This window comes from Streptomyces sp. MS19 (assembly GCF_047200595.1).
GTDB lineage: Bacteria > Actinomycetota > Actinomycetes > Streptomycetales > Streptomycetaceae > Streptomyces.
Map to the genome: position 1 here is coordinate 284,218 of NZ_JBJZOH010000002.1, position 20,676 is coordinate 304,893.

At 72.1% G+C, this 20,676-nt stretch carries 19 protein-coding genes, 1 other RNA gene and 1 pseudogene; 8 read left to right on the plus strand and 13 right to left on the minus strand.

From position 1 onward, the window contains the following. Positions 1 to 155: 155 nt before the first annotated feature. Positions 156 to 626, minus strand: coding sequence for a peptidoglycan-binding protein (locus tag ACL02R_RS03870; protein WP_412795409.1), 471 nt, complete (start codon positions 624 to 626; stop codon positions 156 to 158). Between the two features lie 278 nt (positions 627 to 904). Here ACL02R_RS03870 and ACL02R_RS03875 point away from each other — a divergent pair, with 278 nt between their 5' ends. The 3 genes from ACL02R_RS03875 to ACL02R_RS03885 all read left to right on the plus strand — a co-directional run bounded on the left by ACL02R_RS03875 (position 905) and on the right by ACL02R_RS03885 (position 5,528). Continuing rightward, entirely contained in the window at positions 905 to 1,936 is a 1,032-nt protein-coding gene (locus ACL02R_RS03875) for a DUF5937 family protein (protein ID WP_412795410.1), read from the plus strand. Positions 1,937 to 2,584: 648 nt separating this feature from the next. Beyond that, positions 2,585 to 3,067, plus strand: coding sequence for a hypothetical protein (locus tag ACL02R_RS03880; RefSeq protein ID WP_412795411.1), 483 nt, complete (start codon positions 2,585 to 2,587; stop codon positions 3,065 to 3,067). Between the two features lie 721 nt (positions 3,068 to 3,788). After that, positions 3,789 to 5,528 (plus strand): WD40 repeat domain-containing protein, encoded by a 1,740-nt coding sequence (locus tag ACL02R_RS03885; protein ID WP_412795412.1) that lies wholly within the window; start codon positions 3,789 to 3,791, stop codon positions 5,526 to 5,528. On the opposite strand, the gene ACL02R_RS03890 is transcribed toward ACL02R_RS03885, so the two are convergent. The 4 genes from ACL02R_RS03890 to ACL02R_RS03905 all read right to left on the minus strand — a co-directional run bounded on the left by ACL02R_RS03890 (position 5,525) and on the right by ACL02R_RS03905 (position 8,529). Continuing rightward, a complete protein-coding gene (locus tag ACL02R_RS03890; protein WP_412795413.1) occupies positions 5,525 to 5,944 on the minus strand; it encodes an NUDIX domain-containing protein in 420 nt (139 codons plus the stop codon). The two genes, ACL02R_RS03885 and ACL02R_RS03890, sit on opposite strands and share 4 nt — an antisense overlap. Positions 5,945 to 6,141: 197 nt before the next feature. Next, positions 6,142 to 6,693, minus strand: coding sequence for a class IV adenylate cyclase (locus ACL02R_RS03895; RefSeq protein ID WP_412795414.1), 552 nt, complete (start codon positions 6,691 to 6,693; stop codon positions 6,142 to 6,144). Positions 6,694 to 6,716: 23 nt separating this feature from the next. After that, positions 6,717 to 7,973 carry a radical SAM protein gene (locus ACL02R_RS03900; protein ID WP_412795415.1) on the minus strand — a complete coding sequence of 419 codons (1,257 nt, stop codon included), beginning with the start codon at positions 7,971 to 7,973 and terminating at the stop codon, positions 6,717 to 6,719. 64 nt (positions 7,974 to 8,037) lie between these two features. Next, positions 8,038 to 8,529, minus strand: coding sequence for an ATP-binding protein (locus tag ACL02R_RS03905; protein ID WP_412795416.1), 492 nt, complete (start codon positions 8,527 to 8,529; stop codon positions 8,038 to 8,040). A gap of 180 nt (positions 8,530 to 8,709) precedes the next feature. Here ACL02R_RS03905 and ACL02R_RS03910 point away from each other — a divergent pair, with 180 nt between their 5' ends. Further along, on the plus strand, positions 8,710 to 10,053 hold the full coding sequence (locus tag ACL02R_RS03910) for a transcriptional regulator (RefSeq protein WP_412795417.1): 1,344 nt from the start codon (positions 8,710 to 8,712) through the stop codon (positions 10,051 to 10,053). Positions 10,054 to 10,474: 421 nt separating this feature from the next. Here ACL02R_RS03910 and rnpB read toward each other — a convergent pair. The 3 genes and pseudogenes from rnpB to ACL02R_RS03925 all read right to left on the minus strand — a co-directional run bounded on the left by rnpB (position 10,475) and on the right by ACL02R_RS03925 (position 12,554). Next, an RNA gene (gene rnpB, locus ACL02R_RS03915) (RNase P RNA component class A) lies at positions 10,475 to 10,877 on the minus strand. Between the two features lie 86 nt (positions 10,878 to 10,963). Beyond that, a pseudogene (locus ACL02R_RS03920) lies at positions 10,964 to 11,719 on the minus strand (DMT family transporter); the annotation flags it as partial. 10 nt (positions 11,720 to 11,729) lie between these two features. Next, a complete protein-coding gene (locus ACL02R_RS03925) occupies positions 11,730 to 12,554 on the minus strand; it encodes an AraC family transcriptional regulator (protein ID WP_412795436.1) in 825 nt (274 codons plus the stop codon). A 59-nt stretch (positions 12,555 to 12,613) separates the two neighbouring features. Between ACL02R_RS03925 and yaaA the strand changes: the two genes are divergently transcribed. Next, positions 12,614 to 13,393, plus strand: a complete 780-nt coding sequence (gene yaaA / locus ACL02R_RS03930; protein WP_412795418.1) for a peroxide stress protein YaaA — start codon at positions 12,614 to 12,616, stop codon at positions 13,391 to 13,393. Here the strand turns inward: yaaA and ACL02R_RS03935 are convergent. From ACL02R_RS03935 to ACL02R_RS03955, 5 genes are all read right to left on the minus strand, one after another. Continuing rightward, positions 13,380 to 13,649 carry a DUF2087 domain-containing protein gene (locus ACL02R_RS03935; RefSeq protein WP_412795419.1) on the minus strand — a complete coding sequence of 90 codons (270 nt, stop codon included), beginning with the start codon at positions 13,647 to 13,649 and terminating at the stop codon, positions 13,380 to 13,382. The two genes, yaaA and ACL02R_RS03935, sit on opposite strands and share 14 nt — an antisense overlap. 73 nt (positions 13,650 to 13,722) lie before the next feature. Next, a complete protein-coding gene (locus tag ACL02R_RS03940) occupies positions 13,723 to 14,094 on the minus strand; it encodes a DoxX family protein (protein ID WP_412795420.1) in 372 nt (123 codons plus the stop codon). 206 nt (positions 14,095 to 14,300) lie between these two features. Then, positions 14,301 to 15,464, minus strand: a complete 1,164-nt coding sequence (locus tag ACL02R_RS03945) for a bifunctional RNase H/acid phosphatase (RefSeq protein WP_412795421.1) — start codon at positions 15,462 to 15,464, stop codon at positions 14,301 to 14,303. After that, positions 15,461 to 16,204: a zinc ribbon domain-containing protein gene (locus ACL02R_RS03950; RefSeq protein ID WP_412795437.1), complete on the minus strand. Its 744-nt coding sequence runs from the start codon at positions 16,202 to 16,204 to the stop codon at positions 15,461 to 15,463. Before ACL02R_RS03950 ends, ACL02R_RS03945 begins: the two co-directional genes overlap by 4 nt. Before the next feature lie 73 nt (positions 16,205 to 16,277). After that, positions 16,278 to 17,120, minus strand: coding sequence for a Nif3-like dinuclear metal center hexameric protein (locus ACL02R_RS03955; RefSeq protein WP_412795422.1), 843 nt, complete (start codon positions 17,118 to 17,120; stop codon positions 16,278 to 16,280). Positions 17,121 to 17,478: 358 nt separating this feature from the next. On the opposite strand from ACL02R_RS03955, the gene ACL02R_RS03960 reads away from it, so the two are divergent. From ACL02R_RS03960 to ACL02R_RS03970, 3 genes are all read left to right on the plus strand, one after another. Further along, a complete protein-coding gene (locus ACL02R_RS03960) occupies positions 17,479 to 18,852 on the plus strand; it encodes a hypothetical protein (protein ID WP_412795423.1) in 1,374 nt (457 codons plus the stop codon). A gap of 156 nt (positions 18,853 to 19,008) precedes the next feature. Continuing rightward, positions 19,009 to 19,599 (plus strand): class I SAM-dependent methyltransferase, encoded by a 591-nt coding sequence (locus tag ACL02R_RS03965; RefSeq protein ID WP_412795438.1) that lies wholly within the window; start codon positions 19,009 to 19,011, stop codon positions 19,597 to 19,599. Between the two features lie 161 nt (positions 19,600 to 19,760). Then, entirely contained in the window at positions 19,761 to 20,519 is a 759-nt protein-coding gene (locus ACL02R_RS03970) for a hypothetical protein (RefSeq protein ID WP_412795424.1), read from the plus strand. The last annotated feature ends 157 nt before the right edge of the window (positions 20,520 to 20,676 follow it).

Here is a 20,676-nt window from a genome sequence, read left to right on the forward strand (position 1 = left end):
CGGGGACGGCGTACGACCGTGGTCCGGCCCCCGGCCGCCCGCACCGCCTCCACAACGGCAACGATCCCGGGCGCGAACGCACTCCCCCGCCCGCCGGGGCGCCGCGACGCGGCCCGCCCTTCCCTCCCCGAAGGACGGGCCGCGGTCATCGGGTCTCAGCAGTAGCCGCGCTGCTCGTCGGCGAACCTCGCGAACGCGGCACGGGTCTTCGGCCCGTCGAGCCCGTCGATGCTGCCGCTGTACCCGTAGCCGTAGCCGTAGGCCAGCATCCTCTGGAGCGCCTTCAGCGTGTTCGGGCCGACGGCCCCGTCGATCTGACTGGCGGGGTAGCCCCAGTACGCGGCGAGGTGACGCTGCATGGCGGCCCAACTGCCGTTGCCCAGCGCTCCGTCGATGGCGCCGGCGTACGTCGATTCGACGCGTAGGAAGCACTGGACGTACTTGGCCTGCTGCGTGCTCAGGCCGAGGTTGTTCACCGCGCGCACGCCGACGTCCCCGGCCTCCGCCGCCCCCGCGCCGGCGGTCGGCTGGGGTGCCGCGAAGCCCGCGCCCGCCAGCCCTCCGGCGGTGATCCCGATGACGAGGGCGACACCCGCGACTGACCTTGCCAGGCTGTTCGATCGCATACCTTTCCTCCCGTTGACCGCTGCTTCCTCTGTCCCAGGGGCGTGACCGGCGGGCTGTCCTCCCCGCCGTCCGCTTCCCACGCCCATCCGGCCGTCGCCGGTGGCGCCTGTCCGGTCCAGCCGACGCCATCTCCGCCGGTCACCGCACCCTGAGGCCGACGCCTCCCCCGCGCCGAGGCGGTGGCGGTGCCGCGCGGCACAAGACTTCCGTGCGCCGTACACGAAATCGAGGAGATTCGGTCTGGACCGAAAGACGGAGCACACGGAACATCGCCCGTATGACTCTGCGAATACATTTCACGCCGGCCGACGTCGCCCGCGTGCGGCTGGCCGACGGGCCGCACCCCCTGCGGGAACTGGCGGCGGCGGTGCGGATGTTGCAGGTCCCCGACCGGCCACTCGGCTTCGCGGCCTGGGGGCGCCGCGCCCTGTCCGGACTCGACCGGCGGACACGGCTGCTGTTCGACGTCCTGCCAGGACGCGCGAGTTCGGCCGACTTCCTCACCACGGCGGAACCGGGCAGCGTTTCGGACATGCTGGAGTCCGTACGGCGCACGCCGGCCCGGCGCCTGCGGACCGACATGGAACGCTGGGCGGAGCTCGTCCCCCGCGTACCGGCCGAAGCCCGTCGGGTCGGCGACGACCCACGGCGCCTGCACCTGCTGGTCGACGTGATGGAGCAGACGTACGAACGCGTCGTGGCACCGTACTGGCCGAGGATCGCCCACCTGGCCGCCGCCGACCGCGCCACCCGCAGCCGCCACTTCGCCGAGGACGGCCTGGAGAAGGTGCTGAACGGGCTCAACCCCCGGTGGATCCGCTGGCGCCCGCCCGTCCTGGAGGTCCGCCTCGTCTCCGGCCACAGCGGCGACGTCCACCTGAACGGCAGAGGCCTGCTCCTGATCCCCACGGTCTTCCAGACGCCGGCCCCGACTCTGGGCCACTCGGACTCGGCCCAACCGTGGCTGTCCTACCCCATCGACGGCCCCGACGCGTTCTCCCGCCCGACGGCGAACGACATCACCACGGCTCGACTCCTCGCCGACGTATCGCAATCACTGATCACACTGCTGGGCCGCACACGCGCAAGAGTCCTGTACACAATCGCCGAAAACCCCGGCAGCACCACATCGGAAGTCGCACGACACCTGGGCATCTCCCCCGCGAGCGCGAGCGAACACGCCACAGCACTACGCGCCTGCGCACTCACAGACGCGCACCGCGACCGCAACCGCATCCTGCACACCCTCACCCCAGCAGGAACCACCCTGCTCAACGCCTCGACACCGACGCCCCAACTCCCCAGCTGAACAACCCAAAGGTGAGACCATCGAGCCCTCAACACCACACACCACTTTCAGCAACACCCCGGCCTCACCAACACAACCGGAGGCTCACTGCAAACCACACTCCCCCACACCATCCGGCACCCCCTAGGGGGGTCCTCATCGCCCCTCGGAGGCTGCTCGGACGGCACGGATGGTTCTGCCGACAGCCCGCGCCCGGCGATCGAGCGCAACGAGGCGGCCGTCGAGGTATGGAAGAACTGCGCTGGCCCGCGCGGCATGGATCGTCTTCGAAGACGAGGCCAGCCAGTCACGGAGGCCGCCGCGTGGCAGAGGTGTGAGGGCAGCCTCGCCACACCCGCCGTCATGCCTTCATCTCAACAACGCTCGCGATCAACACACCTAGGAGCCGCATCCCTCAGGTGAAGGTGAGTATCGGGTGGTGTCCGCGTCGGGGGCTGGGGCCGCAGGGAGATCTCGCGGGTGGAAGCCGCGCTTCTGGTCCAGGTGAGGCCATACCGGCGGCGTCTGCACTGCGGCGCAAACCCGTGCGGAGAATGATCCGGCATGATCGCTCGGCGTGGCTGAGGTTGATGCGTTCTGCGGCAGTGCGGTGATGTCTCACCACCGTTGGGTCGAGAGAAGAGCGCCGCGAAGAAGGAAGGGAAACCCGTGGAGTACGAACTCGATGAAGACGAGCTGGCCGAACTCTCCGAGCGCACCCAGATCTGGGAGCAGCTCCGTGCCGCCTTTGCCGCCCGTCAACGCCCCGGCGAACTCTTGGCGCACTCGTGCGTGTACACCGAGGATGTGGCCTGGGCCGTGTCGGGAAAGAGCTGGGACGAACTGGCCGCCGTCGACCTGTTGCAGATCCGGATGGACCTGCGGTGTCTGCTGCCGGAGGCGTTCTGGTACTTCTTCCCGGCCTTCGTACATCACTGCCTCTTCGGCACCGAGGAGGCCGGCGATCCGGGCTTCTGGGTGGTCTGGGTGCTCACCCCGCCTCCAGAGGACCGACTCTCCTCCTTCGACGAGCTGGTCCGTCTGTTGTCCTTGAACGAGCGTGCCGCTGTGACCCGCTTCGTGCGGTGGTACTCCGATTGCGAGAGCTGTCTCGACGGGCGCGAGCGGCTGTTGGCGTTCTGGTCAAGCTGAAGGGGTACGTGCGCTGCGCCAACGATGTCCGGCTCAGGGCAGTGGGCGGACTGCTGCACTTGATCGGGTGATACAGGAAAGTCGTCAACGCCAACTCACGCAAAGCAGTAGCCGAGCGCCCCGAGATCGTGTCCTGATCGCCCCTCGGAGGGGCTCCACCGCCGGGGTCGGTACCGTGGGGGCAGGGCACCTCCCGGGTCGTCGGTGCTCCTGTGTGGGGTGTCGGTGGTGGTGAGGCGATGAGTAAGGGTCACGTGTGTTGATCTCCGATCCGTCTGCCCTTGACGAGGTCGCGGCGAAGCTCTGGGCGAGTGGGCTGCCAGGCGTTGAGGAAGAGTTGACGCGTGTCGGCGGGCCCGTGGCTGATGTGTTGCGGCGTGAGCTGGCTCGGGTCGCGCATTTACTCGCCCGTGCCGAGTCCGAGAGAGAGTTGCGTGATGCCCTGACGCTCCGGTTGAGCGGTGTACCGGAGTTGGCGTCGAGGGTGGAGTCGTCCGGCCCCGGCCTGCGGAGCAGGTGGCCGATGCCGGATCGACCCGCCCCCCACCTGGCCCGGGTCCTCGATGGCCGGGAGGGCGACGCCCGTTGGTGTGCCTGGTCGCCGGATGGTCGCCGACTGGTCTCGATCACCGGCGGGTTCAGCCCCGACCGGCGGAACGCGGTCCGGCTCTGGGACGTTCGTACGTGGCGGCCCGGACCGACCCTCGATCACGGTGCCGGCGTGCCGAACCGGATACACGGCTGCGTCCTCCCGTCCTCAGGAGAGTGGCTGGCCACCCACGCGGCCGGTGCGGTGTGGGTCTGGGACGTGGAGTCCGGGGACCTGCGCGGGATGTTCGACGGACGGCTGGTGGCCGCGGCCCCGGACGGCGCCTGGCTGGCGATCGGTGAGCCGCGCACAACGGCGGGGCGACGCCGCATCAGGCTCCACCGCATGCCGGACGGCCGGTTGTCCGGCGAACTGGACGCGGGGCCCGATGACAAGCCGGTGGCGACGGCGCCGGACGGGACGTGGCTCGCCCTCGGCCGCCCCGCCCAGCCGCTCGCGCTGTACGGGATGCCGGACGGCCGGCTCCTCGACACAACGGCGCCCGCCGCCCGGACGGTCACCGCGGACGACGACGCGTTCGACGTGGACGGCAACGAACGGTTCGTGTCGGCGCCGGACGCGTCCTGGCTGGCCGCCGAGACCGGCCCGCGTCAGAGCCGTACCCGCGTCTGGGACACCGCCACCGGTGAGGTGCGCGCGACCTTCGCATGCCCCCTGGGGCCGGTGCACGCGGTCTCTCCCGACGGCTCGTGGCTCGCCGCCACGCCGGAGGAGACGCGCACGACGCTCCTGGACGCGACGGGCGGCCGTTCCGCTCCGGTCCCGCTCGGCGAGCACAACTCGCCGGTGACGTCGTACGCGTTCTCGCCGGACAGCGCGCGGCTGGCCGTCGGCTGCCAGGACGGCACCCTCTGGCTCTGGGACCTGGACGCCCCGGGCGCCGCCGAACGGCCCGATCCGCGCCGGGTTCCCCTGTCGTCCTGCGCGGCGGGGCCTGACGGCTCGTGGCTCGCGACCACCGACAACAACGGGCCGGACGGCCGGATCACGATCTGGGACGCCGTCACCGGTGATCGGCGCAACGCCTTCGGTTCCGGCCGCTACAGCTCGTGCGTCGTGGCCCCGGACGGCGCCTGGCTGGCGGCCGCCGACCGCGACGCCGTCGCGATCTGGGAGGTGACCACCGGCCGGCTGCTGCACCGCATCGAATGCCCGGTCCGCCCCGGCGAGTCGCTGCTCAGCGCGGCCACGAACCATGTCTTCGACCTCGCCGCCGCCCCCGACGGCGCCTGGCTGGCCGCCGCGTGCGAGGACGGGACCGTACGCCTGCTGGACGTGGCCACCGGGCAGGAACGGGAGGTCCTCGAACACCCCGCCATCACCGGCCGGATGCTGCGCTGCGTCGTCGCCCCGGACGCGAGCTGGCTGGCCTACAGCGGCCTGGGCGGCACGGTCGTCCACGATCTGCCCAGCGGCACGAGCCGGAAAGTCGACAGTTCCAGCCGCCTGCTCGGCATCTCTCCCGACGGGTCCCTGCTCGCCGGCGCGAACGGGCCCGACATCTGTGTCTGGGTGGCGGCCACCGGCGAGACGCTGCACGTCCTGCGCGGCCACACCCACCCCGTGAAGACCTGCGCGTGGTCATCCGACGGCACCCGCCTGGCCTCCGTCGGCGACCACACCGTACGCGTCTGGGCCGCCGACACCGGCGAGAACGAGACGACCGTCCGGCTCTACGCGGACCCGGACGACAGCAGGAACCCGATGGACTGCCGCTGGCTGCCGGACGGCCGGAGTCTGGCCGTGACCGGCAAACAGGGCCTGTACCTGTTCGAGACCGACCCGGTCCGCATCGGCGACGGCAACGCGCTTGGGAACTCGGCTCCGGCCGCAGCCCGTTGGGGCTCCTAGGCGGAAGACCAGGATGTCGCGTCGCCCGTGGCGGTGAGGTTGTCGGGGTGGTCGTAGATGTGGTGTACCGCTTCGCCGTGTAGTGCGGTGAGGGCCGTGGTGATCCGCCAACGCGTGTACGGCGCCACCAGGTCGGGGAGGTCGGAGACCGGCATCCAGTGGTAGCCGGACAGTTCGTCGGGTGGCAGTGTCAGCCTTGTCGCCCTGGGGACGAGGCCGCCGTCGAAGACGATGTTGACGCCCTCCGCGGTGGTCCCGGCGGCGGCCATCTGGTGCACGGCCAGGACGCGGCGCGGCGCGATGTCGAGCCCCGTCTCCTCCCGCACCTCCCGGCGGCAGGCGGCCGGCACCTCCTCCCCCGGGCGGGCGCAGCCGCCGGGGAGGCCGAAGCGGTCCGGACTCGTGGGGGAACGCACTCGGAACCGAGACGGCTCGACCTGCGGGAACAGCAGCCCGACCGCCAGCGAACACGTGAGCGTGGCGCCGAACGCGTGGCGTCGGGCCGTTCCCCCACCCCGGCGCCGGGAAACGTTCGTGACCGCGTGCACCTCAAACAGCGGCTGCTGCCCGCAGGCGGACTGCGGGCAGCGGCCTCACCGGCTCCGCGCTGATCTCATGGCCGCGTGAAGAGCAGCGTCGGCTCGGCGAGGATGTCGCGGTTCGCCTCGCTCTTGTAGATCAGGTCGATACTGCCGAATCGCGCCTCGGTGTAGTCCAGGCCGAGGTGAGCGACGGCCCTTCGGACGGATTCTTCGGACGGCCCCTCGACTTCGAGGAACGTGGGCAGGTCGGGCCAGGTGTCGAAGTCGTAGGTGATGCCGTCGAGTTGCCACTCCTCGCGGTAGTTCTGCTGATAGCGGACCTGCCGCAGGCCGACAGCCTTCAGGAGTTCGGCTGTCTTCTCCAGATCGCTGACCTCGATCTCGATCTCCGTAGTCCCACCGATGTGGGTGGCGTCGCTGACCTGCTTGAGGGTGAGCGTGGTCTTCCCGCCCTCATCCCTCAGGCGCAGCCACTGCTTCCCCTGAACGGCGTCGTTCTCGAAGATCAGGCGAGTGAACATGGTGCGGGCGAACGCCTGTTCCGCGCCGGCGTCACGGATCTTGTCCCGCAGTACCTCCACATCGATCGCCAGGAACTTGGCCTCGTACTCGTGTTCCGCCATCACTTTCCTTCGATATGCACGGGTTACGCGTGCAGGTCGTAGAACTCCCGTTCCCGCAGCTTTCTGATTTCGTCGCACAGCCCGCCGCGGACGAACTCTTCCACGGGGAGACACAGGTCCATACGCTGAATGCACACACCGACATGGAAGGTTCCCGCGGGGTCACGGTAAAGCCGCACCCCGTAATACCCCTCCTGACAGTCAGCGTCATCGTTGAATCGACACCCGGTGCAAGTCTCGGGCAGTCGGAGCGGGCGGATGTGCTTGACGATGAGCACGCGCCCGTTCGGCAGCCGGTACGAGACACGAAAGCCCGACGTACCAGCGATGAGATGCACCTCGTACGGCTCCGCCTGGAGTTCCGCCAGCAGGGTGTCGATGGCGTCGAGGGACCCCTCGCCGTCCGCCAGCGACGACAGGACGCGGACCGACAGGTGCGGCGAGTACCGCTCCAGGAGCCGGTGAACGCGCCCTACGTGCGAACGGTCGGGAAGAACGACGTTCGCCCTCGTCCTCAGGCCCAAGTCCAGCGCCACACGGATCGATTCGTCCAACGCCTTGATCTTAGCCGCAGCCGGCCCACCCCTGCGGAACTTCTCGTTCTGCACCTCGGCCAGCTCGCCGGGGTCAGTGCCGAAGATCGAGAAGTTGATGCGCTGGAGCCCAGCCTGCACGCAGCCCGGGAGGATCTTCGCGCCGTTCTCTCCGTTGGACGTGACGCTGACCCGGTAGCCGCTGTTGCCCGCCAGCGCGACGACATTCGCCAGCTTCGGGTGCAGGGTGGGCTCGCCACCCGTGAGATGCACCTCGGTGAAGCCGAGGGCCTCTCGGAGCTGTTCGAGGGCGACGCGGAACGCCTCCGTGGCGTGGATGGGCGCCGCGATGAAGCGCGCGCCGTTCGAGGCCAGGTAGATGGACACCCGACCGGACGGGCCAGCGGGGTTGTAGGCCCCGGAGAGGGCACCCCCAACCTGCCGTGCACGGTTGTCCGCACTGACCGGTGTTCCCTCGTTGTGGCAGAACGTGCAGGTCATGCCACATGCATCGATGATCTTGACGCGCAAGGTTCGGTCCACTGTGACGCGGACCGGTACAGCGCTGCCGAGGTCTTGTAAGGCCCGGTGCTGAATCACGTTGACGCTCACTCCTTCGTCAAGGGGATGCCGAATGAGCCCGCCCCCGCCGAGGGGCAGGGGGAACCCGGTGACCGGCTGGGTGAACACCTCGGCAGAGGCGGGCGGGAAGCCGACGCCGGAGCGGATTCGGGGGTAGCCCCGCACCCGGCGCAGGCTGCTACTGGCCGATGGGCTTCCCGGAGGGACTGGGCGTGCCGGGACAGCGCACCTACGCGGCGCCGCGCAGTAGCAGGCGGACGTGCGTGTGGGACGATGCGGGAAAGGCGTCTCCGGCTGGCCGGCGGCGCGCCGCCGCCGACTCGTCGGGCGCGATCTCGAACCACACGGTCTTTCCGGCCGTGCTGGGCTCCGCTCCCCATTCCGCGGAGAGCGCGGCAACCAGCATCAGCCCCTTCCCCGACTCCTCTTCCAGCCCGCCATCGGCAGGCCGTGGCAGAGCGGAATCCTGGTCGGTCACTTCCACCCGGACTCGCGTCCCGGTCCACCGCACGCAAACAGCGCATGCGCCGCTGGTGTGCTTGAGGGCGTTGGTGACCACTTCACTGGCGAGCAGCCGGAGATCGTCCAGCCGGTCCTGCGAAAGACCGAGGTGCCAGCCAGAGACCACTGAGACGACTCGTTGCCGCGCCGCGGCCACCGGGCCATCTGCCGGTGCACCGCGGAAGCCATGGGGCATCGAGCTACGCAGTCGCTCCAGCACGACGGATCACACTCCGCTTCCCTCTTCTGGGTCGCCCGGTCTCCGGGACGCGATAACGACCATCCACCTCTCGACGGCAACGGCATAAGGTTTCAAGGGGGTTTCACCTCCTTGTCCCGCCAGGTGTGCACGCCGCCAGCCGCGCTACGCTGAGCAGGCAGGTGACAGCGGGGAGTCCTGATGGCCGATCGCGCGGACGAGGCACTGCACCACCCACTGGCCTTCGTGCGAGCCAAGCTCGGCCAGGGCAAGACGAAGTTCGCCGAGTCGATCCGGCTGCACGGTCGCGCACTCGGCTGCAACCTGGGAACCACCAGGTCCACGATCTTCAAATGGGAACGCGGTGATCACGCCCCGGATGACATCACCCAGTGGGTGATCGCCGACATGCTGAAAGTTCCCGATTCCTCACGCAGGTCCGTCCCGTGGCCCTACTGGCTGCCCGCATGGGAGAACTTGACCATTGCAGCCCCCTGGACCCCGGCGGCTACGCTGGAATCCCTGACTCGACTTGCGGAGAGTGCATCCATGGACCGGAGAGGATTCCTCGGCATCGGCGGCACGGCGCTCGCGGGCATCGGCGCCCAGTGGGCCACCGCCGATCAGGCGGTCGCCGCAGCCACAGCCGGAGACACGGTCACGCCCGCCACAGTGGACCGGATGGCTCATCGAGTCGAGTCCCTGCGTGCCATGGAGGAGGAGACAGGGGGAGGCGACTACCTCGACTCCGCACGGGCCGACCTGCGCCTGATCACCCGTATGCTCGACAACGGCCGCTATACCGAGGCGACGGGTCGGCGGCTCTACACCCTGGCCGCCGAAGTGTGCTGCCTGCTGGGCTGGATGAGCTACGACGCCAGCCTCCACACGGCCGCGCAACAGCACTACACGGCCGCCCTCCGCTCTGCCAGGACGGCGAAGGACGACGCCCTGGGAGCTCACACGCTGTGCTTCATGGCCACCCAAGCCGCGAACCAGCGCGAGCAGCAGGCCGCCGTCAGTTTGATGGACACCGCCGAGACCGTACGCAACCGAGTCTCCAGCGTCATGCGGGCGTCCTTGGCTGCCCATCAGACCACCGTCTACAGCAAGGCGGGAGAAACCAGGAAGGCCGCGGAATCCCTCAACCGCGCCTTCGATGCCCTCGACCACGCCGACGCCTCCGACACCCCCGGCTACCTCACCTGGTTCGGCGAATCCCAACTCAGGTCCACCGAGGGCCGCTTTCTGCTGCTCAGCGGGCAAGCGCGGCAGGCCACCGAAGCCTTGGAGCGCTCCGTCGCCCAGGCTGCGCCACGCGATCGAGCAGTCCGCTACGGCACCCTCGCCCTCGCCTACCAGCAGACCGGCGACCTTGACGGAGCGCTGGACGCCACCCACAAGGCCGCTAACTTGATCGAGGAAGGCATCCACTCTCAGCGCAGCGTCGAACGCCTCCAAGAGGTCAGCCGCGCGTTCGCCCCTCACCGCGACGAATCGAGGGTCAGAGAAATGTCCGAACGGATCGCTGTCCTCGCTGCGTAGCGCATCCCAGCAGCACGGCTGAGTCCCCGCATCACGACCCGAACGACGAAGGCCCCCGCCAGATCACCACAGCCCAGGGCCGAGCAGGGCCGTGGAAGCCCGTCACATGGGAATGCCTCGTCAAGAAGGCTTCCACGTTCTCCGGCTCACCTTCGCCTCGGTGGTTCTCCAGGCAGGCGGGACCATCGCGAAGCTCGACCCGGCATTCACGCTCCGGACGTACATCCACTTCCTGCCACGGGTGGGCACCCGCGGCATGGCGGCGCTCAGGCGGTGGCCGCGCGCCGGCGAGGAGACCTCGGCGGACGGGGGCGGCGAGCCGCCCGGGGAGCGGGCACCGGCCAGCTCTCCCCAGGGAATCCCCAGGGCGGTTCCGGATCAGGGAATAGGCCGCTCCGCCGCTGGTCAGCGGCAGGGGCGGCGGACGAGTCGACCTGTACGCCGGGTTCTGTCTCCCCGGGGCCTCGCGGCGCCCGGGGGAGGCGGCCATCCATCTAGGGCCGGTGTCGCCACCGGCCTCGTGCGGTCCACCCGCGGACTCGGGCGGGCAGCCCTCGGTCATCCGCGCAGGGCCGCCGCGAGGCGGCCCCTTTTGACCTTGCTCCGGGTGGGGTTTACCGAGCCGCCCAGGTCACCCTGGGCGCTGGTGGTCTCTTACACCACCGTTTCACCCTTACCGGGTGCCGAAGCCCCGGCGGTCTGTTTTCTGTGGCACTTTCCCGTGGGTCACCCCAGGTAGGCGTTACCTACCACCCTGCCCTGTGGAGCCCGGACGTTCCTCGGCGGGATGCGGTGCATCCCGACGCGACCGCCCGGTCGGCTCGTCCGCCGTGCGTGCCATTCTACCCGTGGCCAGCACCGATCCGGCCAGGATCAGGGCGAACGCGGCGATCATCGCGCCCGTCAGCGGCTCGTCGAGGAACGTGACGCCCGCCGCGACGGCGACCGCCGGGTTGACGTACGTGAAGACGACGGCGCGCGAGATGCCGACCTCCCGGATCAGTTCGAGGAAGATGACGAACGCCAGCGCCGTGCAGACGACGCCCAGCGCGGCGAGCGCGCCCAGGACCCGGCCGGAAGGCATGGTGTCGGGCAGCGTGAGGGCGGCCGGGGTGGCATAGAGCAGGGCGGCCAGGGCCAGGCAGGCGGCGGTCAGCGGCAGCGTGGGGACGTCCTTCAGCGGCCCGGTGGCGATCAGGGGCGCGACGGCGTAGCCGAGGGCGGTCAGCAGGACCTCGGTGACGGACCACGCGCTGCCACCGGTCAGTTCGGGCGCGGCGAGGACGGCGACGCCGACGAGCCCCGCGATCAGTCCGGTCCAGCGGCGGGCGTCCGGCCGTTCCCTGGTGAGGAGCACGGAGACGACCGGCACGCAGGCGATCAGCAGGCCGGTCGTGGAGCTGGACAGCTGGCGTTCCGCGTCGGACAGCAGCGCCCACGGCCCGATGACCTCGCAGGCCGCGAAGGCCGCGATGGGCAGGGCGTACGGGCGCAGGGCGCGCAGGTGCCGGACGGCGAACGGCAGGAGCAGCAGCGCGCCGATGGCGGTGCGCGAGAAGACGACGACGGGCACGGAGACCGACTCGACGGCGACCTTGATCAGCAGGTAGGGGATGCCCCATATGACGCACATCAGGGCGAACAGGAACCAGCCTCGTGGTGACATGCCCCCAGCGTCAGCGGGGACGGCGCGCGGCGTCTTGAACGCTGTTGCGGTACGCGGCGGGTGTGACGCCGAGCACCCTGCGGAACCAGCGGGTCAGGTGCGCCTGGTCGGCGAAACCCACGCGCGCCGCCGCGTCGGCGGGGCGGCAGCCGCGTTCGAGCAGGGCGCGGGCGCGGTTGACGCGGTGCTGGGCGAGCCAGGCGTAGGGCGTCATGCCGGTGGAGGTGCGGAACGCGCGCAGCGCCTGGTAGCGGGAGAGCCCCAGTTCGGTGGCGAGGGCGGCGAGGCTGGGGGGCGCGGCGAGCTGGTCGGCGAGGCGTTCGCGCATGGCGTCGGCTATACGGTCCGGGCCGGGGAGCGGGCACAGGGGGCGGGCGGTGCCGGGGGCGGCGTGGCGCAGGGCGAGGGCGGTGAGGAGGTGCAGCAGGTCGGTCTCGGTGCGCAGCGGGTCGGGTGTGGGGTTCGTGGCGGCGCGGTGTGCGCGGTCGAGGGCAGTGGCGAGCGCGGGGTCTTCGATGACGGGACTGCGGAAGTACGGGCGGCCGGTGACGCCTTCGCCCAGCAGCACGGGCGGCGGGTAGAACGCGCGGTAGGCGAAGCCGTCGGTGAGGGTGGCGGGCCCGCCGGTGTGGGTCTCGCCCGGTTCGAGGACGACGAGGGTGCCCGGCGCGGAGACGTGGTCGGCGCCCCGGTAACGGATGGTCTCCAGGCCGCCCGTGGTGACGCCCACGGCGAACTCGGCGTGGGCGTGCGGCGCGTAGCGCAGCTGGTCGAAGGAGGCGGTGAGCAGGTCGAGCGCCGGGGTGCCGGGCGCCGGGGCGACGCGGGTCCATATGGCCTGGTCGGGGCGGTCACGGTTGGGTTTCGCGGGTGTGCGTCTCGTACGCTGTGCCGGTGCTTGTGCTGCTGCCACCATCGGAGGGTAAGGCCGGGGACGGCGCCGGTGCGCCCGTTGATCTCGGCGGGCTGTCGTTCCCCGCGCTGGGCGCGGCGCGCGAGGCGGTGCTCGACGAGCTGACCGCCCTGTGCGCGGCCGACGAGGAGAAGGCGCGCGAGGTGCTCGGCCTCAGCGAGGGGCTGCGCGGCGAGGTGGCGAAGAACGCCCGCCTGCGGTCGGCCCCGGCACGCCCCGCCGGTGCGCTGTACACGGGCGTGCTGTACGACGCGCTGGGCCTGGCGTCGCTCGACGCGGCGGCGCGGCGGCGGGCGCGGGCGTCGGTGGTGGTGTTCTCCGGGCTGTGGGGCGCGCTGCGGATCACCGACCGCGTGCCGTCGTACCGCTGCGCGGCGGGTGTACGGCTGCCGGGGCTCGGCGTGCTGTCGGCGTACTGGCGGACGCCGATGGACGAGGCGATGGCGGAGGCGGCGGACGGGCAGGTCGTGCTCGACCTGCGGTCGTCCGCGTACGCGGCGATGTGGCGGCCCGCCGGTGAGGTGGCGCGGCGGACGGTGACCGTGCGGGTCCTCCAGTCGCGCGTGGTGGACGGCGTGGAGAAGCGGTCGGTCGTCAGCCACTTCAACAAGGCGACGAAGGGCCGCATGCTGCGCGACCTGCTCACGGCCGGCGCCCTGCCGCGATCGGCGGCCGCGCTGACGGGCGCGCTGCGGGACCTCGGTTACGTGGTGGAGGCGCCGGGGCCCGGGAAGCTGGACGTGGTGGTCACGGAGCTGTGACGCGGCGGTAGACCGTACCGTCCGGGCTGCGGGCGAGCAGGCCCGCGTCCACCAGGTACCGGCGCAGGGCGGCGGTGTCGTCGTGGACGGTGGCGATCGCGTCGTTGACCTCGCGCTCGGAGTAGTCGCGGCCGGGCTCGAAGAGGGTCTCGGCGAGGTGGTTCAGCAGTTGCTCGCGGCGGGCGGTACGGCGGGGGATCGCGACAAGCCGCCCGCTGGCGAAGAGGGCGGACACGTCGCGTGAGGTCTCGCTCATGGGCTTCAGCATGCCGGGAGTCTGGCGGCCGGGCACGGACCGCCGCAACGCGTTAACGGTCCCCGGCCGCCCGTCACCAGGCGTACGGGCCGAAGCGGGCCCACGCGACGAGCGCGGCGAGCAGGAACAGCACGGCGTTCCCGGGCAGTGCCTGCGACTCACTGCGGCGCAGGTGCGCGCGGGCCGCCAGGAGCATCAGGACGGCCAGCCCGGTCGCGGCGGCGGGGGTGAGGGTGGGGGCGATGCCGGTGGCGGCGGGGACGATCAGGCCGATGGCGCCGAGGAGTTCGGCGACGCCGATGAGCCGCATGGTGCGCGGCGCGTAGTCGCGGACGACGGGGAGCTGCGCCGCCAGCCGGTCGATGGGGAGGACCAGCTTCAGCAGCCCGGACAGGGCGAACACGGCGGCCAGCACCGCCTGCACGGTCCACAGGAACACGTTCATCGGGGGCTCTCCCAGCGTCGTCGGCGTATGTCACCCGTCCGACGAGGTGGGACGCGGGAATGTCAGGCGGCGCGCGGCCTGACATTCTGCCGCTGGCGGCGGCGGTGCTGGAGGCGATACGGGCGGGGTCCTCATCGCCCCTGCGAGGGGTACCAACGCGTGGCGGGATAGGTAGTTGGGGTGTTTTGTGCCGTGAGTTGGTGGGGTCAGGTGTGTAGGTGTGATGTGTCGTTCACCCTGCGGATGCTTGTGCCGCCGTCTGGCCAGTAGGCGATTTCGGACAAGCCCGCGGGGGACAGTTCCAGGCGGAACATTGCCGAGGGGGGTGCGCCGAGTGCCATACAGAGGAGTGACTTGATCGGTGTCACGTGGCTGACGACCAGCACCGTCCGGCCTGCGTGGCGTGCGATGGCCTTGTCGCGGGACACCGCCGCCCGGCGTGCGACGGCGGTGAATGTCTCGCCGCCTGTCGGGCCGGTGTCGCCGCCGGGGTCGCGCAGCCATGCCTGCTGGTCGTCGGGGTACCGCTCCCCCGCCTCGGCGAACGTCAGGCCCTCCCAGGCGCCGAAGTCCGTCTCGCGCAGGCCCTCGTCGAAGCGGACCTCCAGGCCCAGCCGTACGGCGACGGCCTCGGCCGTGCGGCGGCAGCGGGCCAGGGGCGAGCTGACGACGCCCGCCACTCCCCCGGCGGCCGCGATCGCCGCCGCTGCCGCCTCGGCCTGCCGCAGGCCCGTCTCCGAGAGTTCGGGGTCGGCGCCGCCGCTGCCGGAGAACCGCTTCTCCGGCGTCAGCGCCGTCTCGCCGTGCCGCAGCAACAGGAGCGTGGTCGCCGGGGCGTCGCTGCCGCCCCAGCCGACGGTGGGCGTCTCGGGGAGCGGTTCCGGGTCGGCCAGGTCGGGCGTACGGGCGGGCGCGTCGGCCGGCGGGCGCCATGTCTCGCCGCGCGCGCCCGCGTCCATCGCCTCGTTGGCCAGCCGGTCGGCGTGCTTGTTGCGCTCGCGCGGCATCCACTCGTACGTGACCGCCCCGGCCGGGAAGACGCCGCGCGCCTCCATGGCGAGGGGCCGCATGTCGGGGTGCTTGATCTTCCAGCGGCCCGACATCTGCTCGACGACGAGCTTGGAGTCCATGCGGACGCGCACCGCCGCGTCGGGCGCGAGGGCGTGGGCGGCGCGGAGCCCGGCGATGAGGCCCCGGTACTCGGCCACGTTGTTGGTGCACGTGCCGAGGTACTCGGCGGTCTCGGCGAGGACTTCGCCGGTGACGCCGTCGAGGACGACCGCGCCGTAGCCGGCCGGGCCCGGGTTGCCCCGGGAGCCGCCGTCCGCCTCGACGACGAGCCTGCGCCCGCCGGGCGCCGCGCCGCTCACAGGCCGGACTCGGAGGTGCGCACCAGGATGCGGCCGCAGTTCTCGCAGCGGACGACGGTGTCGGCGGGGGCGGCGCGCACCTCGTTCACCTCGGTGATGTTGAGTTCGAGGCGGCAGCCCTCGCAGCGGCGCTGGAAGAGGCGTGCGGCGCCGACGCCGCCCTGCTGCTCGCGGAGCCTGTCGTAGAGCTTGAGGAGGTCGGCGGGGACGGAGGCGGCGAGGCGTTCGCGGTCGGCGCGCACGGTGTCGGCCTCCGCGTCGATCCCGGCCGTGGCCTTGTCGCGGCGCTCGACGGCCTCGGCGGCCGTACGCTCCCGGTCCTCGACGCGGGCGGTGAACTCGACGACGCGGGCCTGGAGGCTCTCCAGGCGCTCCATGATCTCCAGGACGACGTTCTCCAGGTCGTCCTGGCGGCGGGCGAGCGACGCGATCTCGCTCTGGAGGCCGGAGAGGTCCTTGGGGCTGGTGACGAGGCCGGAGTCGAGCCGCTGCTGGTCGCGGGCGGCGCGCTGGCGCACCTGGTCGACGTCCTGCTCGGCCTTGGTCTGCTCGCGGAGGGTGTCGCTCTCCTCCGTCTTCGCGGCGACGAGCAGCGCGCGGAGCTGGGCGAGGTCGGTCTCGACGGCCTTGATCTCGGCGTGCTCGGGCAGGTGGGCGCGGCGGTGGGCGAGCTGGGTCAGCCGGACGTCCAGGTCCTGGACGTCCAGCAGCCGGATCTGATCGGCGGGCGCGGCGTTCAGTTGGGGGCTCCTCTGCTGGGGTCTGCTCGGTCTGTGCCGGCGGCGGGTGGCGGTGGGGACATGGGGCGGTGCGTCATGGGACGGCTGTGGTGGGTGACGGCCGGTGGAGGGCCCAGGGGTCGGTGACGCGCTGGGACACGTGGGTGCGCAGGCCCCAGCCGGCCCGTTCGGACACGGCGTCCAGTTGGGCGGCGGCCTGGACGCACCAGGGGGATTCGGTGGCCCAGTGGGCGGCGTCCACAAGGACGAGCGGGGAGTGTTCGCGGGCCTCGGACGCCGGGTGGTGGCGCAGGTCGGCGGTGAGGTAGGCGTCGGCGCCTGCGGCGCGTACGGCGTCGAAGAGGCTGTCGCCCGAGCCGCCGCAGACGGCGATGGTATGCAGGGGCAGGTCGGCGGGTCCGGTGGCGCGGACGCCCTGGACGGTGGCGGGGAGGCGTTCGGCGGCGAGTGCGCTGAACGACGCCAGGTCGAGGGGGCGGTCGGGCTCGCAGAGGCGTCCGAGGCCGCGCCGCCCGGTGGGGTCGGCGGGGTCGGGGACGAGGGGTCCTGTGACGCGGAGCCCGAGGGCGGCGGCGAGGGCGTCGGAGACGCCGGGGTCGGCGCGGTCGGCGTTGGTGTGGGCGGTGTGGAGGGCGACGCCGTTGCGGATCAGGGTGTGGACGACGCGGCCCTTGGCGGTGTCGGCGGCGACGGTGGTGGTGCCGCGCAGGTAGAGCGGGTGGTGGGTGACGAGGAGGTCGGCGCCGAGCGCGATGGCCTCGTCGGCGATCTCCTGCACCGGGTCGAGGGCGAACAGGACGCGCGTCACCTCGGCGTCCGGGTCGCCGCAGACGGGTCCGACGGCGTCCCAGCCCTCGGCCAGTTCGCGGGGCCACAGGCCGTCGAGCGCGGCGGTCACGTCGGAGAGTACGGGCACGGGCCCAGGCTACCCGTCCCGGGGACACGCCCGGCCGGGGAATCTGATCGGGGGGAACGCGCGGGGCAAGGGAGGGCGTTCCGTACCGGTTCGTCCCGGTGTGGGCTGGATGGTGGCGGGTGGACGGAACGCCGGGGTATCTGCGGGAGGGGACGAGAAGCACAGAGCGTCCAGTTGATCATGCTGTTCGACCAACTGTCACCCTTCCGTGTGAAGGAGGACCGGCAGAGTTGTTCGGCCGGTGGCCCGAAATCTAGCGTCCTCGGTGGAGGTACCCCCCTCTGGTCCCACTTGTCCCGCCGGAACCTCCAGGAACCTCCACGAACCGGCGGGGAAGCACAGGAAGCAGGAGAGTCCGATGACGGTCACGGCCCCGCCGGGGTGGCGGCCCGCGCCTCTGGTGATCGCGGCAGACGGCTCGTACGCAGCGAGGCTCACGGGCGGGGACGGCGGGTGGTGCCCGGAGCGCTGGACGCTCGACGGGCCCGAGCCGTACGCCGTCAGGCTGCCGGGCACGCAGCCGGAGGACCCGGACAGCGCGCTCGTGCCGCTGGCGGACGGGCGGGTGCTGATCGGGCGGCGCGCGGACGGGAAGTGCCACTTCTCGCTGCTCTACCCGTCGGGCCCGGAGACGGGCGAACTGCCGCTGGGCGCCGTGGAGTGCGAGCGGCTGACGCTGCTGCCGCCCGCGCCGGACGGGACGCGGGTGTACGCGCTGGCGCCGCGTGCCAGGGACGCGGCGACCGGCCTGTCGGGGACGGCGCTGTGGCTGGTGTGCGGCGGGGCGTTCGGCCCTGAGCTGGTGACGGTGCTGCCGGGGCCGTGCTCGGGCGGCGCGTGGCTCGACCGGCAGGGGCGGCTGCTGGCGCTCGACCATACGGACGGGCGCGGGCGTACGCGGGCGGTGACCGTGGACGTGGAGCGCGGGGGCGGGCCCTCCGAACTGTTGCGGATCGCGGAGGAGAGCAACGACCGGCTGCTGCTGGCCGATCCGGACAGCGGGCTGCTGCTGGTGCGGTCGGACGCGCCGGGCGGTGACCGGATCGGGTGGGCGGTGCTGGGGAGTCACCGGCCGGTGCGTTTTCCCGAGGCGCTGCGGGAGGACGGGGTGCGGATGACGCCGTTCGCCGCGCAGCCGGGGCAGGTGCTGGTGCCGGAGGACTGCGGGGTGGCGCTGCGGGTGGCGGCGGCGGAGGGGGACTGGGTGGCGGTGTGGCGGCCGGGTGAGCGGGAGTTGCGGCACCTGGCGGCGCCCGAGGGGTGGTTGAGGGGCACGGGGCGGTGGACAGTGGAGGGCGAGCTGCTGCTGCCGTTCAGTACGGAGCAGACGCCGTGTGGGCTGGCGCGGCTTTCGGTGCCGGGCACGCGGCGGGAGCACGGGGTGGGGGACGTGTACGGGTGGAGTGCGGAGGACGCGGTGGCGGCGGCGTCGGCCGGGGAACCGCGGGGGGCGGAGGCGGAGGACGTGCCGCAGCAGCAGGTGGGGCAGGACGGCGGGCGGGAGTTCGCGCCGCAGGAGCCGGCGTCGCGGGAGCCAGGACCGCAGGACGCGGCACAGCAGCACGACGCGTCCCAGAATGACGTGGGCCAGGAGTACGCGTTGCAGGAACCCGCGCCCCAGGAACAGGCGCCCCCGGAGTACCGGCCCCCCGCGTACGCCCCGTACGAGGAGGCCGCGCCGCAGATCACCAAGCCCGTGCCCCTCCAGCAGGCCCCGCTCGCCACGCCCTGAGGCCCCGGGCGCGGAACCGCCTGACCGGTACACGACCCCCGTGGCCCCCGCCCGCCCCGGGTAGGGCAGCATGTGGGGAGTACGACGGGGACCGCAGGGGGATGTGTGGCTGAGGACGCGGGCGTGTTCGCGGCCTTCGGGGCGGCGAAGGGCTTCATGCCGCCCGACGAGGGCCGGGCGCTGTACGCGGCGGCCCGCGACGCCGCGCGGCTGGGTCTGCCCCTGCTGGAGATCGGCAGTTACTGTGGCCGGTCCACGCTGCTGCTCGCGGACGCGGCACGGCGTGCGGGCACGGTCGCCGTCACCGTGGACCACCACCGGGGCAGCGAGGAGCAGCAGCCGGGCGAGGCGTACCACGACCCGTCGCTGCTCGACGCGGCGGCCCCGGAGCGGCTCGACACCCTGCCGCTGTTCCGCCGCACGGTCGCCGAGGCGGGTCTCGAACCGTACGTGATCGCGGTCGTGGGCCGTTCCGGCGCCGCGGCGGCGGCGCTGGGCGGGCGGTTCGGCCTGGTGTTCATCGACGGCGGGCACACGGACGCGCACGCCACGGCGGACTACGAGGGGTGGGTGCCGAAGCTCGCCGAGGGCGGACTGCTGGCGATCCACGACGTGTTCCCCGACCCGGCGGACGGCGGTCAGCCGCCGTACCGTGTGTGGCGGCGCGCGGCGCGCAGCGGTGCCTTCACGGCGCTGCGCGGCTGCCGTTCACTGCGTGTGCTGCGGCGTACGGGGCAGGGGGGCTGACCTGTGCGGCGAGCCGTCCCGGGGCGGGTCACGACCTCATCACAAGCGTGTCGTGTCGGAAACAGTCGCCCCCGTCCGCCGGTCCCCGCGCGGGCGGCGTCCGTACGATGGGCGCACCTTTTCGACCTGACCATGACGACGAGAACGGCAAAGGATCAGACGTGAACAACCGCTCGCTCTCCCGAGGCGACGCAGTAGTGATCGGAGCAGCGGTCCTGCTCTTCATCGCCTCTTTCCTCGACACCTACTCGATGGACGGCGATTACGGCGGGAGCACCAATGCCTGGGAGTCGAACATCTTCCCGGTGCTCCCCTCGGTCTTCCTGGCGGGCATCCTGGGTGCTGCGGCGATCGTCGGCTCGCGTTTCCTGCCGAACCGTGAGCGCCAGCTCGGCGGACTGCGGCTCGACCAGTGGGGCATCGCGCTGACGGTCACCTCCGCGTGGGCGGCCGTCTGGTCGCTGGGCGGCGGCTTCGGCCTCGACGTCGGTGTCGGCCTGATCATCGGCCTGCTGGCCTCGCTGGCGCTGGCGGCGGTCGCCGTCATGACGCCGGTCGTGCCGGGTCTCCAGGCGCCGCTGGCCGGCGCGCCCAAGCCCGCCGGTTACGGCCAGCAGCCGCCGTTCGGCGGCCAGCAGAGCGGCTACGGCTACCCGGCGGCGGGCGGCCAGCCGGCCCCGTACCAGGCCACGCAGGTCGCGCCCGCGACCGGCGGTCCCTCGGACTTCCAGCCGTTCTGGTTCGCCGTCCCGGCCGCCAGGCCGCTGTACGGCGAGGACGGGTCGCCGACGCCGATCGCCGAACTGGCGCCCGGCACCTGGTACCTGGCCGTCGAGCAGCGGGGGCAGTCGCTCGTCGCGCAGACGCAGGACGGGCGCCGTGGCGTCCTCCAGGACACGTCCGGCATCCAGCGCGGCTGACCGCGCGCCCGACTGCGCGCCTGAATCCGGCGCGCGCACAGCGGAATCGGGGGGGGGGGGGGGGGGGGGGGGACGGTGGGGGGGGGGGGGGGGGGGGGGGGGGGGGGGAGAGAGAGGGGGGGGGGGGGGGGGGGGGCCGCCCACCCCCCCCCCCCCC